We start from the raw sequence: 16,551 nt of genomic DNA, 5'->3' as shown, positions 1-16,551 counted from the left end.
GCCGCGCCCGCACCGGCGGCAGCGCCCACCTCGCGGCCCGCACCTGCGGCGCCCGCTCCAGCCGCTCCGTCCGCTCCCGCGCCCGCGGCGACGCCGCGGCCAGCCACCGCCGCGCCGACGGCCGTGCCCGCAGCGTCAGGTCCCAAGAGAGGCGGGGTGCTCGTCCGCTGGAACCCCGCCGACCCCGTGACCAGCGACATTCACCAGGAGACCAGCAGCGTCAGCCTGTGGCCATTCGCGCCCATCTACAGCATGCTGATAGCGCCCGACCCCCTGGACGAGTCCAAGCTCGTTGCCGACCTGGCCGAGTCGTGGAAGGTCACGAACGACGTGCTGTACACGTTCAAGCTGCGCCCCAACGCCAAGTGGCACGACGGCCAGCCCGTCACCTCGGCGGACGTCAAGTATACCTTCGACCGTATCATGAACCCTCCCCAGGGCGTGATCAGCCCGCGCAAGGACTTGTACGCGTCCCTTATTGACAAGGTTGAAGCCCCCGACCCGCAGACCGTCACCGTACGCCTGAAGTTCCCCACAGCGAGCTTCATGACACTTGTCAGCAACGAATGGTCTCTCATCTTCCCCAAGCACGTTATCGAAGCGCGGGGCGGCGCCATGAAGATCGACCCCGTGGGCAGCGGCCCCTTCAAGCTGAAGTCGTGGGCGCGCGGCGCGCGCATTGAGCACGTGCGCAATCCCGACTACTACATGAAGGGCCTGCCCTACTTGGACGGCCTCACGTTCCTGGTCATCACCGAGCCAGCGACGCAGACCGCAGCGCTGCGCACGGGGCGGGTGCACGTCAGCGCCCCCGGGACCCGCGGTATTTCGGCGGATGATGAAGAGGTCCTGACCAGAGAGGTGCCCGGTATCGTGACCGGCTCCAACCAGGCCGTCTCCTACTTCGGGCCCGTCTTGCGGGTGGGAGAGCCGCCGTTCAACGACATCCGCGTGCGCAAGGCGTTCTTCCTGGCCTACGACCAGCAGGAAATCGTGGACTTGGCCAACCCCAAGAGCGGCGTGCCCGCGGGTATCTTCCCCTCCACCAGCTCTTGGAGCCTGCCCAAGGAGGATATCGCGAAGATTCCCGGCGTCAAGGAGGTCACTCCGCAGGACATCGCCGAGGCCAAGAAGCTCCTTGCGGACGCCGGCGTCTCGGGTCTGTCCGTCACCATGCCCGTGCGCGCCCAGATACGGCCCCAAATCCGTGCGGGCGAGGTCATCCGCCAGCAGATGGCCAAGATTGGCATCAACGTGACGGTGCAACCTCTGGACGACGCCATCTTCTTTGAGACGGTCAACAAGCGGAGTTTCAAGGTCAGCCAGGTTGTATTCAATCAGGCCATCAGCGACCCTGACGCTTATTTCACCCCCTACATCACCAACGCCTCCACCAACTTCTTCGGCTACAGCGACAAGGAGATTGACGCCCTCATTGACAAACAAAGCAAGACTCTGGACAACGCCGAGCGGAAGAAGTTGGTCTTTGAGCTCCAGCGCAAGCTCCTCGACCAGTACCTCTTCCGGCCGTACTGGAGCGGCATCTACCGTCAGGCCTGGTGGAATTACGTCAAGGGCTTCCGCCTGTCGTCAGTCTGCTGCCAGACATACAACAACTTCAGAGAGGTGTGGCTGGACCGGTAGAGCCGACCATCGTTCCGGCCTCAGCGGTGAAAACGCGAGAGGGGCGCTCATGCGCCCCTCTCCAAATGCCCTCTGGACAGCAGGCATTGCGAATTATTTCACAATCTGTTATACTGCAAGTGTTTAGCGCGCCCCTATTCTGAGAACCCGTGGAGCCGCGAACACTCAAGGCGGATTTCTCCATTGACACACGTAGCACAGTGTGTACGGTTACCAATCGGTCAGACAGAGTCGTTGTTCGGATGCGGAACGGGAGTCTGCCCCGCGCGCGGAGATTCTTGCAAGAAGGCTCGAAAAATTCCTCCATCTATTCCCCCGGCATCCCAAGGGTCTCATAGTTCTTGCAACGGCGCTCGTGCTCCGCGAAGCACGCCAAGTCCAGCCTCTCGCCGCTTGAAGGCCATAACGGACGCACGAAGGAGGCGAACATGGGAGCAACAATGGGTACGCGGAAGACACGTCTCCCCCGGTGGCTCGCTGACGTCCCGTCGGACAAGGTCTTCTACTGTTGCAGCGGCGAGGTGTACCGTAACGAGCGCGAACTGGAGGCTGGCCTGGCGCGCATGACGGAGGACTATTTCGTCTATCACGTCAACTCCGAGAAGAACGATTTCAGCAAGTGGGTCCAGGACGTCATAGACGATGGATATCTGGCGGGAAGGCTCGCCGTCTGCCAGAGCCGCACCCTGGCCCTTCAGATAGTCAGCGAGCGCCTCGCCATGCTGGACAAGCCACAAGCCCGTCGAGAGGCGAGCCTGCGCGCTATGCTCCCGCAAACGCAGCGGCCAGCTTCGCGATCTGAGGTCGCGCCCCGGCGAGCGGCACTGCGGCGAACAATATCGGCAACGTGACTCCCGCAAGGCGAAACATCTTGATCCGGTCGCGCTGGCCGCTCCCTAGGACGGCCAGCGCCTCCATCATCCGGTCGGAGACGGCGCGCTGCGCGCTCTCGCGGTCGCTCCTTCCCCAGGCCTCGCGTAACGCGCTGACCTCTCGCGTAAACCCGCTCTCCTCGTACATCTTCTGGTAGAAGGGCATCCCTCCGTACCTGGCAATCTGACCGCGCACGCCCTGGACGGCGGACTCCGCTGTGTCCGGGGCCGCCAGGATATAGCACGCGATGTCAATGCCGCCAGGGTCGCGGCCCGCCTTTCGCGCGCCCTCATGGACCGCCTCTATCACCCGCCCGATGTGCGTTGACGGCGCGAGGTTCAGAAGGACTCCATCCGCTATCTCGCCCGCGAGCCGCGCCATCGAGAGGCTGAGGACAGCCGTGTAGATGGGTATCCGCCCCTTGAGTGGATACGGACGCCGGGCGGTCGGCAGTCGGAGCACCTGCCCCTGAAAGCTCACGGGCTGGTCGCTGAAGAGGGAGCGCAGCAGCGTCACATACTCGCGCAGGCGCTGCTGGGGCCTGTCGAAAGGCACCCCGTGCGTGCCCTCCACGAAACCCTTGTGCCCTACGCCCAGACCCAGAGTCGCGCGCCCGCCTGACACCTCATCCAGGGCGCACGCCGTCATCGCCAGCAGATAAGGCGTGCGACTGAAGATAGGGATAACGCCCGTCGCCAGCCGTACCTTTTTGGTCGCTACCGCAGCGGCGGTGAGCTGGCTGAAGGCGTCCTTGCCGGAGCCTTCCGTCACCCAGACGCTATCGTAGCCGTGCTCCTCCGCGGCGCGGGCGCCTGCCGTTATGTCATCCACCGGCAGAACGCTGGTGAAGGCGATTCCCAGGCGCTCCATTCTATGCCTCCGTTCGTCATTCAGGGCTGCCAGGCACGGCCTGTCCGGCGGGCCTCTGTGGGTGTGTCAGTCCGAAGGGTATCTTATGAGGCGCCGGAAGAAGCGTCAAGACCCGTGATATGTACCCGAAACAGCCCTCCGCCCATGCCGGGCGCCCTTGTGACAAAAGTCACGGCGATATCCTTTGGAAAGCGCCATCATGCATAATGTAAGAGTAAAGATACTCTTGGGATCCTGGCAAAAATTCAAGAGGGCTGCGGACGTTCTAGCAACGAAGGCGGCCTTGCAGAAGGGATAAGACCATGAACAGGTACACACGGCGCCTCGGTCATTGGACAAGCGGAGGGCTGGTCGCAGTGCTGGGCCTTGTGCTGGCGGGCTGCACGGGCCTCGCCACGGCAGGTCCGGCGGCGCCAGCTCCTGGGCAGACATCCCAACCCGCCGCCGCTCACGCGGCACCGCACACGACCTATCCCGCGTCGCTCCAGCCCGCTCCCGCCGGCACGACGCACAAGATCACCCTCACCATCGAGGAAAAGGTGGTCTCCGTGGCGGAGGGAGTCCGGGCCAAGGTCTGGACGTTCGGCGGCACGGTCCCCGGCCCGGCCCTTCGCGTCAAGCAAGGGGACTACATCGAGTTCACCCTGGTCAACAAGGGCACCCTGAGCCATTCCATGGACTTCCACGCCGCGCAGACGCCGTGGGACAAGAACTACAAGAGCATCCTCCCCGGCGAAACGCTTTCGTACACGTGGAAGGCCGAATATCCGGGTGTGTTCATGTACCACTGCGGCTCCGCGCCAGCGCTCCTGCACATCTCCAACGGTATGTACGGCGCCATCATCGTGGACCCGGCGGAGCCTCTGCCTCCGGCGAAGGAGTATGTGCTGGTGCAGAGCGAGTTCTACCTCAAACAGAGCGCACAGGCTGGCGTCATGGAGGGTGACTGGAGCAAGATGACGGCTGTCCAGCCCGACTACGTGACGTTCAACGGGTACGCCGAGCAGTACAAGGACGCTCCGTTGACCGCCAACTCCGGCGAGCGCGTCAGGATATACGTGATGAACGCGGGGCCCAATCTGTTCTCTGCCTTCCATATGGTGGGCGCCATCTTCGACAAGGCGTACGCGGATGGGAACCCCGCCAACGTGCAGCGCGGCATGCAGACGGTGACCATTCCGCCCGGCGGAGGATACGTCGTCGAACTCACAGTCCCGAACGAGGGCCTGTATCCCATCGTCACGCACGCATTCGCGTACCCCGGCAAGGGTGCTCTGGGCCTTCTCAAGGTGGGCAACCCAGCCGCCACGACCGGCTCACACTAGCGCCGCGACCAGTCCAGACGACAAAGCCGCCCGCGGGGAATCCCGCGGGCGGCTTTTCTCTACGTACTGACCGAGATCGTTCGCTAGCGCGGCGGCCCCTCGCGCTTCAGTTCGTCCAGCAGGCCGCGGTAGGCCTGGCATTCCCCGCCGAAGACGTAGCTCGCAGGGGTCACCGTCAGGCTCATCGCGCCCGCGTGCCGCAGGTGCTCCACCGTATCCAGCAGCCGCTCATGCTCCACGACCACCGTCACCGAGTACCACCCCTTCTCGCCCTCTTTGCTATACACGGGAGCGACCGTCGGCCCCTGGAGCCCCGCCAGCTCGGGCGACTCGCAGACCTGCCGCGCCACCGCCTCCGGCGACGGCCCCTTGATGTTCGCCTCAATGCTGTAGTAGCCCGTCGCGCGCATCCGCGCCTCGATCATTTCCAGCACACGCTTGGCGGTATCCAGCTTGGCCGGATCCCGACGCAGAAGCTTGCGGTTGGCGATGAGACACGCCTGCGACCGGATGACCGTGCCATCCTCAATGGTCTTCAGGCGGTTCTCCCGCAGGGTCGTGCCGCTGGCTGAGATGTCCGCGATAATGTCGGCATACCCCATGGCGGGGGCCACCTCCATGGCGCCGCTGGCCTTCACCACTGTGAAGTAGTTCAGGCCCTTCTGGTAGAAGTAGCGCTGCACCAGGCGCGGGTACTTGGTGGCGACGCGAAGGTCTCGGCCCTTCTCGCGCAATTCAGCGGAAAGGTCTATCAGGTCGGCCATGGACGTGACGTCCATCCAGGCGTCCGGCATCGCCACCACAAGCTCGCACCGGCTAAAGCCCAGGTCCTCCATGAGCACAATGGCGTCGCCGCCTTCGACCCGGTACTCGTAGTAGCGGTCCAGCCCCACGATTCCCGCGTCGGCGCTGCCCTCGTCCACCTTGGACGTGATGTCGCCGGAGCGCTGGAAAAGCACCGTCACACCGGGCAGAGCGGGAATGGCCGCGGTATAGCGGCGCGCATTGGGCCGCTCCACGGACAGGCCACAGGAGTGGAGGAAGTGGGTGGTGGGATCCGCCATCTCACCGTCGCTAGGCAGAGCGAGGCGCAGCATGGTGTCCCTCCTTCAGGCGCGTCTCGCGGACATGGCCGCGCGCGTCCACCACGGCCACAGCTGTCAGGCCCGCGCCGCGGGCGTAGGCAAGCGCCTCCTCAGGCGTCCGGCCGGAGACTTCCATCTCGGCCACCACGCCGCGGCGGCGCAGTTCGCTGGCGTGGGCCTGTGCCTGCGGGTACGCGTCCGCCTCAGGCACCACCAGGACACGCTCCGCACCGGCGCCCGGCGGCGCGGCCCGCCCCTCGGCGCGCAGCGCTTCAACGACGCGCTCCATGCTGTACGCGAAGCCCAGCGCGGGCACGTCGCCGCGACCGCCCAGGGCGCGGATAAGCCCGTCGTAGCGGCCACCGCCGCCCAGGCGGACCACACCCGCCTGACTGTCATGCTGCATCTCAAAGACAAGGCCCGTGTAGTAGGCAATTCCGCGCGCCAGCCCAAAGTCCACGGTCGTATCCCGCGCGGGGACATCGGTCGTCTTCATGAAATCCATGAGCGTCTGGAAGCGTGCCACGGGGGCCGGGTCCAGGCCCCGACTCTGGATGTGACTGGCCGCCTCACGGAAGGCCGGCTCCGCCTCGCCCTGGATGCGGCAGAGGTGGGCCAAAAGGTCAATAGCCTGCTCGACGCGGCGAGGGTCGTCGGCGCGCCTCAGCTTCGCCAGGAAGCGAGATACGATCTCGTCCGGCGTGCGGCTGCCCAGCGCCTCCGTCCGGGTGCCCTGGACCATGCTCTGGAGCAGGGCGCGCAGCTCGTCGTCGCTCAGGTCCTTCGCCAGGTCGGCCAGCTTGTTCTCCCCCGGGCGATTGCCCAGCAGGCCCAACTCCGTGGCGCGCTCCTTGACAGCGCTGACTCCAGCGTCCCCCTCTCGCAGGCGGCCGGTGCTGCCCAGCAGGAACATGGCGGCCCTGTCCGACAGGCCCATGGCCTCCAGAATGCCCGACAGAACGCCCACGTGGCCGACGACCAGGCGGTACTCGCGCAGGCCCGCGTCCGCGAGGCCCCTGCACGCGATGCCGACCACCTCCGCGTCAGCACGCGGGCTGGCGGAGCCAATCAGCTCGGCGCCGATCTGGGTGAACTGCGTGACGGGGCTGCCCTCGGCGGGATAGGCGCGGAAGACGGGGCCGGCGTACTGCCAGCGGACGGGCAGGGGAAGCTCCGCCTCGCGCTCCACGTACGCGCGAATGACCGACGCAGTGAACTCCGGACGGGGGCTGACCCGCTCGCCGCCGGGGTCCGACATGGCCAGCAGCCGGGCCGCCATCTCGCCGCCGGACTTGCGCAGGTAGAGGTCGGCGCGCTCCAGCACCGGCGTCTCCACGGAACGATAGCCATGCAGCGCCAGCAGAGACCGAAGCCCCGCGCTCACGACGTCCCGCACGGCCACCTCCTCCGCCAGGACGTCCTGGCAGCCGGAGAGCCGCGGAATACCCCTCTGCTCCATATGTTGCGCCTTTCGTAATCCTTGGGCGTATTCTACACTAATCTGGATTCCGCTTCAACCGCGCCATGTCCGGCGCGACCCCCTGGCCACCCGAGCGCCAGACACGCCCGTGCTATAATGCGCCCTGTGAAGGGGAACCTTCGCGCCTCTCCAGACGTTGTAATAACAAGAGCGCGTCACGCCTGACGCTCAAACGAAGGAGGCCTTATGAAACGGCTGTCATTGCTCAGCCTGATGCTGGCGCTGTTCGTCCTGGTCGTCTCGGCCTGCGCAGAGGGAGGCCCAAGCGGCACCTCCGTGGCGCCCGCGGCGCCCCGGCCGGCCCTCGCGCCCGCTCAGTCAAAGGGAGCCGCTACCAACGAGGGACCCGCGCCCGCCGACGCGGCCCGCCTCATCGTGCGCCAGGCCAACATCTCCATCCTCGTCAACGACGTCCCCGCTTCCGCATCCGCCGTGCAGGATATGGCGTCGCGGTTCGGCGGGTACGTGGTCAGCACCAACCGCACCTACGCCGGCGACCAGCCGATGGCCTCCGTCACCATCCGTGTCACGGCCGCTCGCTTCGACGAGGCGATGGTCGAGATACGCAAGATGGCGGTGCGGCCTCCCACAGAGAACATCAACGCACAGGACGTGACCGAGGAATACTCGGACCTGCAGGCGCAGCTCCGCAACGCCGAGGCCACGGAAAAGCAGTATCTGGCGCTGCTGGACAGGGCACAGACCGTGGAAGACGTGCTGAAGGTGCAGCAGCAGCTCTCCAATATCCGCGGGCAGATTGAGCGGCTGAAGGGCCGCATCCTGTTCCTGGACCGCACGACCACGACGTCGCTTATCTCGGTGGACATCCGCGCCGTCGCGAGCGCCGCGCCCATCGTCGAGCCGAACTGGCTACCGGTCGAGACGCTGAAGAGCGCGCTGCGGGGACTGGTGCAGACGGCCCAGGTGCTGGCGAACATAGCCATCTGGCTGGCGATCTTCTCGCCCCTCTGGGTGTCCGTCACAGTGCTTGTCGTGTGGCTCGTCCGACGACGCCGCCGCGCCAAGGCCGCGAGCGCGCCCTTGCCGCCGCAGGGGCCCGCGCGCTAGACTAAGCGTTTGTAAGGGCGTGGGGCTGTAGCTCAGAGGGAGAGCGCCTGCTTTGCAAGCAGGATGTCAGGGGTTCGAGTCCCCTCAGCTCCACCACTTTGGCGTAATGGCAAGAAGTTTGCCAAAAGCCCACTGCATATCTAATCACACGAATGAACCCCAGATGTAACCACCCCCAAAATCAACGGCAGGAGGCTGCAATGCGAGTCGTCATCGTTGGAGGGTCTTTTGGCGGGTTGACCTCGGCCTACGAGTTACGGAAGCACCTTGGACCAAGTATGTGCGAGATACTCCTTATCTCCAAGGATCGGCGGTTTGTCTTCATTCCGTCTCTCCCCTGGGTCGTCATGGGGGCTAAGACCCTTGACCGGATATCCTTTGACCTAGAGAAGCCATTAGGGCGGAAGAACATCAAATTCGCCCACGCCAGGGCGTTGCTGGTCGACCCCAAAGTACAGAAAGTGATCACGGACGGAGAAGAGTACCCATACGACTATCTGATCGTAGCCACCGGTCCTCGTAGCGCCAACGAAACTGTTCCTGGCCTGGGGCCCTTTGACGGCCCGGGACACTCTCTGATATCCCCTGCAGACGCGGAAGAGGCCAGGCAGGCGCTTGAGGCTTTCCTAGAGAGCCCTGGACCGATGGTGATTGGCTGCGCGCCAGGAGCAAGTTGCATTGGCCCGGCCTACGAGTTCGCCTTCGAAATAGACTACCTGCTGCGCAAGAAGAAGCTCCGTCATAAGGTGCCAATCGCCTTTGTGACCCCAGAGCCATTTCTCGGGCACCTTGGCATGGGTGGCGTGGGCAAGGTGCGACAGTTCCTAGAGGGAGAGTTCGAGGAGCGGGACATTCGCTATTACACCTCGGTGGCTGTTTCCAAGGTAACCGAGTCCTCGGTTGAGCTGGCTAATGGAAAGACTTTTGAGTCGCGATTCTCCCTCGTCATCCCTCCATTTGCCGGCGTCAAAGCGGTGGCAGACTCGCCTGGGCTGGGTAACCCTAAAGGCTTCATCCCAGTGGACGAGCACTATCGGCACAAGGAATTTTCTAACATCTACGCCGTCGGGGTCGCTGTTGCGTTCCCTCCGGTTGATGAGACGCCGGTTCCGGTGAATTTCCTAAAGACCGGGCACATGACTGAGCAAATGGCCGTGATTGCCGCCAGGAACATCGCTGCGGAGATAAAAGGCGGCAAGAAAGTATCCCATCCCTTGTTCGTCGAGTGCATTTTGGACATGGGTGACACAGCCGCACGTATCAAAGCCGACCCTGTTCGGCCACCTCGGAACCTCACCAAACTCAGCGAAGGCAAGCGCTGGTTGTGGGCCAAGCGGGTCTTTGAGCGTTACTACCTTTGGCGAGCCAAGCGAGGGAAAACCATGTCCAGTGGGTGGGGCTGGTAAGACATCAACCAGGCCCCTCACGCTGCTATGCGCGGGCGAAGCTCAAAGATGGGCTGAGTTCTGGTTTCTGTACGTTTAGGCCCACCAGTCTCGATTCGGACTTGCTATCTGGCTGGTGGGGCTGGGGCTAGTGCTACTTCGAAGGTTCTGCGTATTGTTCCCAATGCTCCACCACTCTCCCGACGCTCGACGCGGGCCGCGCATCACCGCCTCCCGGAGAGCCGTATGCGCGCATCACGCCCGCAAGCCCACGATGACCATAGCCCCGCGTTCGACCGGATGGTCTTCCACGAGGTCAACGCCGACCGGTGGAGCGACCTAGAGCGGAATAGCTAGTCGCCGTGCGCACTCCGATTAATCAGGGCCTTGGCGAGCTGGTAGTCGGTCTCCAGGTTCAGCCAGAACCTGGCCGGGATTTCCGGCATGACCGCTTCAAGCTGCAGGGCCGTCTCGGCGGTAATGGCCTTCTTTCCGTTGACAATCTCGTTGATGGCGTTCACGGGCCGTCCCATGCGCCGGGCCAACTCCGTCTGGGAGATGCCTCGCGCCTTGATCTCCTCCGTAAGGTACTCGCCGGGAGGAATAGCAACATCAGGGTAAACGTCTGTCCTAGTCGCCATGGTAGTCCTCCACGCCGAGGATGCGGACTTTGTCCTCGCTCATCCTTTCGACGATAAGCCGATAGTTGCCCGTAAGGGTTATCGCGTGCTGCCCTGCGCGGTCGCCCTTCAAGGGGTGCATCCGCAGCGCCCTATGTCCGAAAAGCTGGGTGAATTTGTCCGTCGCTCTCAGGACCGCCAGCCGCTGGATATACTTCCGCCCGACGGGGACGCCGAAAAGCCCCGTGGCCTCGGAAAGGCTCAGGCTTGCCGCCGCCAAACGGTTCGTTGCGAACTCTACTTCCACCCTTACACCTTATGGATGTAGAATATTCCAGGATGCCCATTGTGTCAAGCGGGTCGAATCCAGATTGGGAACAGATCAAGACGCTCGCTTTCATCCCCCAGTCGGCGTCTCCTCCCCAGATTTTGCTGGCAGGCCCCCATCCGCCCAGGGGGCGCACCCCCTTGCCAAATCACCAAACTTGTGCTATATTACGAATAGGCCATGGGAATTGGCCTCGGAAGGAGGTGCTGGATTGATCAGCCCCCGTGTTATAGGGTGTTTACGGCACTTTCCTGACGCTAGCCCCTCCGGCGTCGGCAGAGTGGTGGATGAGTAAGGGGGATGCCGGAGGGGACACAAACCCACCCGTAGGCTCCCTGATAGGAAAGACCAGCTTTTAGCGGTCGCTCGGGCCGTGATGGCCCGGTTCACACGGAGCCTCGGGTGGCGAGCTTCTCACAATTTCATAACTTGACCAGAAACGAAGGAGGCCCATTCTCTTAACGAGAGGGCCTCCTTCCTGTTTCCGCACACAAGGCCGGACCAGGCACGACGCGCCGCCGAGTGAAAAGCGCTCTATCGCCGGGTCGCGCTTCCGCTTGCCGCGGGCGGCGTCGGCGGAATACCCAGCTCGCTGCGGTATTGGAGATAGCGGATGACGTCCGCCCTGCTCAGCAGCCCCACCAGCGCGCCGTCCTTCACGACCAGCACCTGGTTCAAGTCCTTTTCCGCCATGAGGCCCAGCGCCTCCGTCAGCTCGCTGTCAGGCCGCACCGTCCGCAGCGGCTCCCGCGTCATGATGGCTCCCACCCGCGTGCTCGCCCACGCGTCGCGGTGCACCTTCTTCACGTCCGTAACAGTGACGATGCCCGCCAGCCGGCCGTCCTGAAGCACGGGCAACGCGCGCCGCCCGCCCGCCAGAAAGTGACTGTGCACTAGCTCGTCAACGGGCACGTCAGGCGTCACCGTCTCCGGCGTCCTGCCCATCAGCAGGTCCACGCGCACCCCACGGAACGCCTCCTTGACCTCCATGTCGCGGCGGCTGGAGTCGGCGGCGCTGTTCAGGAACCAGCCGATGAACACGATCCAGATGCCGTTCAGGAAATTGCCGGACAGCACCTGGAACACGCCCCATATAATGAGGAGGAAGGCGAAGACCTGCCCCACCGTGGCGGCGGTGCGCGTGGCGCGGGAGAAGTCCTTGGTGCTCATCCACAGGATGGAGCGCAGCACGCGGCCCCCGTCCATCGGGAAGCCCGGCAGCAGATTGAACACGGCGACCATCAAATTGACCAGCGCCAGATAGCCGACGATGGCCGCGAGAGGGTCGGTCCGCTGTCCCATCGCCTGCGCCAGACCAAAGAAGAAGGCGGCCAGCACCAGGCTGGCCAGCGGGCCGACGGCCGCTATCCGGAACTCGTCCCAGGCCTCCCTGGCCTCCCCCTCGATGCTGCTCACACCGCCGAAGACGAAGAGCGTGATGTCCTTCACGCCAATGCCCCGCAATCGCGCGACGAGCGAGTGCGCCAGCTCGTGGACAAGGACAGACACAAACAGGAGGATCGCAGCGACGGCGGCCGTCGCCCAGTAGGTCGGCAAGTCCCATCCGGGATAGGAGAGCGGAAAGAACCCTTGCGCCAGCGTCCACGTAACAAGGACGAAGGCGATCAGCCAGGTGTAGTGGATGCGGATGTCGAACCCGGCGATGCGGACGATGCGGAAGCTACCACGCATATGCAACCTCCCGTTACTTTGTCTTGTTCTAAGGCCCACGCCTGCGCCGTGGCCCCCGCGCCGGCATAGCACGTCTCAAAGGACGCTCCGGCTTTGCCGGGGCCTGCTCCGGCGGAGCGGCGGGCGCATCCACACGCACGGCCTTCACCGCAAGGAACAGGGGTATCTCAGCCCGCACACGGTTTTCGGCTCGCGCTTGGGGGCCGGGCTTGCTGACTCTCTTGGAGGGCCACTCCTCCAGCGCCTCGACCAGAAGCCCCGCGCCCGCCAGCGCCTGGACGTAGGCCTGCATGGGCCTATGAAACGTCCACGTAATCTGGCTTGGGTCGGCGCCCGGGTGCATCTGGATAGGCACCTTCATCTCCGAGAGGTAGCTGTCCACCCGGCGGTACTGCAAATGGCGGCCCTCGTCCCACCCCCAGCCGCTCTGCCGGGGAATGCGAAAACACGGGTGGGTCATCACCAGAACCAGCCGCCCGCCAGGCCGCAGCACGCGGGCGCACTCGGCAAACACCAGCCCCACCGCGTCTATGTTCTCGATGGCGAGGAGGCACGCCGCGGCGTCGAAGCCCTGCCGGGGCAGCGCCGCCATCTGGCGGGCGTCGGCGACCTCGTAGCGGATGTCCCGGGACGACCGACTCCGGGCGAGACCGATAAGCCGCTCCGATGCGTCCACGCCCGTCACGGAGACGCCCAGCTTGTGCAGTGCGCGACAGAAGACCCCCTGGCCGCACGCCAGGTCCAGGACGCGTTCCCCCGCGCGCGGGGCCAGCAGGCGCAGCGCTCCGGGGATGACGGTGTCCTGCTGATAGGCGCTGCCCTTCTCGCCGACCAGCGCGTCATACCACGACGCCACCTCGTCCCAAGAGGTGTCGTCAGGTGTGCGCGGAGCGGCAGGCGGCGGAGGGGGCGCCACCTGCTCCCCAACCGCGTCCCTGCGACGGAGCTTCCGGCCCTCTTGTGCGCGCCTGTGCGGGCCTCGTTTCCACATACTGCTCCATCATAGCATGGCCGTCCGTGCTTTCTACCGGAGACGGCGGCGGCCTTGACAGGGCAATCGCGTCTAATTCCTTCTTACTCATGGACATGGCAAACCACAAAGGGGACGTCCCTTCGTCGCTCCGGCGAAAGCCGGAGCCCAGGGACACAAGCTCGCCCGAGACGGGCGACACTGGATTCCGGCCTACGCCGGAATGACAGTGGTGAACCGGCGGGCTTCTTTCAGCATTTCTTCAAAGACTCACGGGACGGACGGGAATGAATGCTCGCATTACGACGCGATTGTCCTGGCGGCCTTGACCTCTCCGGCGCGTGGCCGTACCATGCGGGCGATATGGGGCGGGCGCGGCGCGTCCGCCGGAGGTATGCATGGACTGGCGCGAGGAATACAAGCGCAAGACAGTGTCCGCGGAGCAGGCCGCCCGACTCGTCCAGAACGGCGACAAGGTGGTCCTCGTGGGCCGCACCGACCCGCAGGCGATACCGCTGGCGCTGGGCAAACGCGCGGGGGAGTTGCGCGGCGTCGCCCTGAAGGGAGATAACCACTATGAGGACTTCACCTGGGTCCCGTCCGGCAGCGACGCCGCGTTCACCATCGCGGGGCAGCAGCGCAACGAGCTTGTACCTTCCATCTTCGCCCACGAGTACAAGCTCTACGACGAGGGCGTGATCTCGGGCCGCCCGCTGGACGTGCTCGTCGTCTCCGTCTCGCCGCCCGACGCCGAGGGCAACTGCGGCTTCGGCCACTACCTGGTCATGAAGCGGCAGCTCGCCCGGCGCGCGCGCACCGTGCTGGCGGAGGTCAACAGCAACGTCATCCGCGTCCCCGGCGACAACCGCATCCACGTCTCGGAGATAGCCGCCTTCGTCCCGCATGACGCGCCGCCGTGGACGGCCTCGGCGCCGCGCGAGCCGAACGCCATCGTGCAGGCCATGGCCGGCTACCTGAAGGAGATCGTGCGCGATGGCGACACCGTCGAGATGGGCGTCGGCTCGGTCATTGACTACACGCACGTGCTGGGCGTCTTCAAAGGCAAGCGCGACCTGGGGTTCCACACGGGCGGAACGCGCTACGGCTTCGCCGAGGACGTGCGCGCTGGAATCTTCACCGGCGCCCGCAAGACCATGCACCCGGGCAAGGTGGTTGCCAGCGCCTTCTACGCCACCGCGCAAGACCTGGAGTACATGCACGACAACCCTCTGTTCGAGATGTACGATAACTCTTATGTCAATAACATGGCGGTCATCTCCGCCCACGAGAACATGGTCGCCATCAACAGCGCCGTCGGCATTGACCTCACGGGCCAGATCACGGCGGAGAGCGCGCGCGGCGAAGGCGGCGGACTGGTGGGCTTCGCGATGGGCGCGGTGATGTCGCGCGGCGGACGGTCGGTCATCGTGCTGCCCGCTACCGCGTCGAAGGGCGCCCAGTCGCGCATCGCGGCCCGGCTGGACCCGGCTCAGGCGGTCACCGTCCCGCGCACCTTTGCCGACATCATCGTCACCGAGTACGGCGTCGCGCGACTGCTCGGCAAGTCGCTGAAGCAGCGCGCGGAGGAGCTTCTGGCCGTGGCGCACCCGGACTTCCGCGCGGAGCTGCGCCGCGAGGCACAGAAGCTAGGGCTGGTATAGCGCAGAGGGACTGTGTCTCTCTGCGATCTCTTTGACACAAAAGGAGAGCCAAATCCAGTCCGTTTTGTCCTTTCTCGTCCTTCGTCGGAAGGACGAGAAATCTCCCTTAGACAGAGCGCTTCCCGCCTATGGGTATAGATGCGGCTCCTGGAATGACAGACTGGCCGCGCTTCGCCTTGACACCGCGTCGCGGCGTCGCCTACAATCGGGCCAACCGTACGACGACCTTCGAGATAACACAGGCGCAAGGAGGGAGCATGGCCAACTACGTCTTGCTGGACCCAGTCGCTGCGATTCAGGTGGAGGACACCGGGCCGCAGAAGACCATCGTCCCCCTGGATACGTTGAAGGGCAAGTCAATCGGCTTTCTTTTCGACGGGCATTACTCCGCCGTGGACTACTGGGCCTTCCTGCAGAAGAAGGTCACCGCCCACTTCACGCCCATGAAGGTGGTCTCTCACATAAAGCCCAACGTGGGCGCGCCCGCCACGAAGGAGATGATCGATCAGGTAACCTCCCAGGTGGACGTCGCCATCGTCGGCGTGGGGGCCTGAGGCAGCTGCACATCGGGCGCCGTGCGCGACGCCGTGGCAGTTTACCGGAAGGGCATTCCGACTGTCCTCGTGGCCCACGACAGGTTCGAGTCGGCCGCGAAGGCCCAGGCGAAGGCCCTGGGCGTGCCCGACCTTCCCATGCTCATCATTCCCCAGCCCATGCCCTACGGGACGAAGGCGGAAGAGGAGCGGAAGGCCGACAACTCAATCGAGCCCATCATCCGCATGACCACAAAGCCCGTGCCCCGGCCTGCCCGGTAGTCGGTGCCTTAACAAAGTCCGAGGCCCGCGGGAGCGTTCGCTCGTCCCGCGGGCCTCCGCTATGCTCAGGAGGAGCCGTATGAAACTTGCGTCCGCTCACATTGACGTGGACACCCTCGAAGAGATGGTGGAGACCGTTTACGCGAAAGGCTGGACCGACGGCCTGCCCGTCATCCCACCGCTGGAGCCTCTGGTGCGCAAGATGCTGGATGCCATCGGGCGCGACCCGGCGGAGGTGATCGGCATCCTTCCGCCCAAGCAGGGCATCGCAACCATCGAGAAAATCGCCATCAACTGTGTCATGGCGGGCTGCAAGCCGGAGTACGTTCCGGTCGTTCTGGCGGCCCTGGAAGCCATGATGGAGCCTAAGTTCAACTTCAACGGCGTGCAGACCACCACCCACTCCGTCGTGCCCCTCACCATCGTGAGCGGCCCCATCGTGAAGGAGTTGAGCTTCCACTACGGCGACTGCACCTTCGGCCTGATTGAGCGGGCCAACGGGTCCATCGCGCGGGCTATTCGGCTCATCCGCTGGAACATCGGCGGCGCGCACGCGGGCGAGATGGACCGCACCACCATCGGCCACCCGGGCGAGGCGGCTTATCTCATAGCCGAGCGCCCGGAGGACAACCCGTGGGAGCCGATCCACGTGGAGCGCGGCTTCAAGCTGGAGGATAGCTGCGTGACTGTGTTCGGCTGCGAAGGCCCGCACCTCGCCGTTACGGGGCCGGGGAC

General features: G+C 64.6%; 16 protein-coding genes and 1 tRNA gene. 10 read left to right on the top strand and 7 right to left on the bottom strand.

All coding sequences use genetic code 11. The features are described 5' to 3' along the window. Positions 1-156: 156 nt before the first annotated feature. Complete coding sequence (locus Q7T26_11650; protein MDO8532792.1) at positions 157-1,644, top strand: ABC transporter substrate-binding protein; 1,488 nt, start codon at positions 157-159, stop codon at positions 1,642-1,644. A gap of 428 nt (positions 1,645-2,072) precedes the next feature. Continuing rightward, positions 2,073-2,495, top strand: a complete 423-nt coding sequence (locus Q7T26_11645; protein ID MDO8532791.1) for a hypothetical protein — start codon at positions 2,073-2,075, stop codon at positions 2,493-2,495. Here the strand turns inward: Q7T26_11645 and Q7T26_11640 are convergent. Then, entirely contained in the window at positions 2,407-3,387 is a 981-nt protein-coding gene (locus Q7T26_11640) for an LLM class flavin-dependent oxidoreductase (GenBank protein ID MDO8532790.1), read from the bottom strand. The two genes, Q7T26_11645 and Q7T26_11640, sit on opposite strands and share 89 nt — an antisense overlap. Before the next feature lie 302 nt (positions 3,388-3,689). Here Q7T26_11640 and Q7T26_11635 point away from each other — a divergent pair, with 302 nt between their 5' ends. After that, on the top strand, positions 3,690-4,712 hold the full coding sequence (locus Q7T26_11635; GenBank protein ID MDO8532789.1) for a multicopper oxidase domain-containing protein: 1,023 nt from the start codon (positions 3,690-3,692) through the stop codon (positions 4,710-4,712). 83 nt (positions 4,713-4,795) lie between these two features. On the opposite strand, the gene hisG is transcribed toward Q7T26_11635, so the two are convergent. Continuing rightward, complete coding sequence (gene hisG / locus Q7T26_11630) at positions 4,796-5,809, bottom strand: ATP phosphoribosyltransferase (GenBank protein ID MDO8532788.1); 1,014 nt, start codon at positions 5,807-5,809, stop codon at positions 4,796-4,798. Next, positions 5,787-7,256: a HisS family protein gene (locus Q7T26_11625; protein ID MDO8532787.1), complete on the bottom strand. Its 1,470-nt coding sequence runs from the start codon at positions 7,254-7,256 to the stop codon at positions 5,787-5,789. The genes hisG and Q7T26_11625 overlap by 23 nt, the downstream gene beginning before the upstream one ends. Positions 7,257-7,463: 207 nt before the next feature. Here Q7T26_11625 and Q7T26_11620 point away from each other — a divergent pair, with 207 nt between their 5' ends. The 3 genes from Q7T26_11620 to Q7T26_11610 all read left to right on the top strand — a co-directional run bounded on the left by Q7T26_11620 (position 7,464) and on the right by Q7T26_11610 (position 9,751). Beyond that, entirely contained in the window at positions 7,464-8,345 is an 882-nt protein-coding gene (locus Q7T26_11620) for a DUF4349 domain-containing protein (GenBank protein ID MDO8532786.1), read from the top strand. A 21-nt stretch (positions 8,346-8,366) separates the two neighbouring features. Beyond that, positions 8,367-8,441 (top strand) — tRNA-Ala (locus tag Q7T26_11615). 104 nt (positions 8,442-8,545) lie between these two features. Then, the gene (locus Q7T26_11610) at positions 8,546-9,751 is read left to right on the top strand and encodes an FAD-dependent oxidoreductase (GenBank protein MDO8532785.1); all 1,206 of its coding nucleotides are present in this window, start codon (positions 8,546-8,548) and stop codon (positions 9,749-9,751) included. 332 nt (positions 9,752-10,083) lie between these two features. Here the strand turns inward: Q7T26_11610 and Q7T26_11605 are convergent, their stop codons facing one another. The 4 genes from Q7T26_11605 to Q7T26_11590 all read right to left on the bottom strand — a co-directional run bounded on the left by Q7T26_11605 (position 10,084) and on the right by Q7T26_11590 (position 13,361). Next, a complete protein-coding gene (locus Q7T26_11605; GenBank protein MDO8532784.1) occupies positions 10,084-10,371 on the bottom strand; it encodes a HigA family addiction module antitoxin in 288 nt (95 codons plus the stop codon). Beyond that, positions 10,361-10,657, bottom strand: a complete 297-nt coding sequence (locus Q7T26_11600; protein MDO8532783.1) for a type II toxin-antitoxin system RelE/ParE family toxin — start codon at positions 10,655-10,657, stop codon at positions 10,361-10,363. Before Q7T26_11600 ends, Q7T26_11605 begins: the two co-directional genes overlap by 11 nt. Before the next feature lie 555 nt (positions 10,658-11,212). Further along, the gene (locus Q7T26_11595) at positions 11,213-12,370 is read right to left on the bottom strand and encodes a site-2 protease family protein (GenBank protein ID MDO8532782.1); all 1,158 of its coding nucleotides are present in this window, start codon (positions 12,368-12,370) and stop codon (positions 11,213-11,215) included. Positions 12,371-12,398: 28 nt separating this feature from the next. Then, positions 12,399-13,361, bottom strand: coding sequence for a class I SAM-dependent methyltransferase (locus Q7T26_11590; GenBank protein MDO8532781.1), 963 nt, complete (start codon positions 13,359-13,361; stop codon positions 12,399-12,401). 377 nt (positions 13,362-13,738) lie between these two features. Between Q7T26_11590 and Q7T26_11585 the strand changes: the two genes are divergently transcribed. From Q7T26_11585 to Q7T26_11570, 4 genes are all read left to right on the top strand, one after another. Beyond that, positions 13,739-15,001: an acetyl-CoA hydrolase/transferase C-terminal domain-containing protein gene (locus Q7T26_11585; GenBank protein ID MDO8532780.1), complete on the top strand. Its 1,263-nt coding sequence runs from the start codon at positions 13,739-13,741 to the stop codon at positions 14,999-15,001. 257 nt (positions 15,002-15,258) lie between these two features. Continuing rightward, positions 15,259-15,555 carry a hypothetical protein gene (locus tag Q7T26_11580; GenBank protein ID MDO8532779.1) on the top strand — a complete coding sequence of 99 codons (297 nt, stop codon included), beginning with the start codon at positions 15,259-15,261 and terminating at the stop codon, positions 15,553-15,555. Between the two features lie 33 nt (positions 15,556-15,588). Continuing rightward, the gene (locus tag Q7T26_11575; GenBank protein ID MDO8532778.1) at positions 15,589-15,816 is read left to right on the top strand and encodes a hypothetical protein; all 228 of its coding nucleotides are present in this window, start codon (positions 15,589-15,591) and stop codon (positions 15,814-15,816) included. Between the two features lie 79 nt (positions 15,817-15,895). After that, the coding region (locus tag Q7T26_11570; GenBank protein ID MDO8532777.1) for a hypothetical protein at positions 15,896-16,551 on the top strand (656 nt) is incomplete at its 3' end.

The sequence above is a fragment of the Dehalococcoidia bacterium genome (assembly GCA_030648205.1).
In the GTDB taxonomy this organism is placed as follows: domain Bacteria; phylum Chloroflexota; class Dehalococcoidia; order JAUSIH01; family JAUSIH01; genus JAUSIH01.
This window is presented reverse-complemented; position numbering and strand designations above follow the sequence as displayed.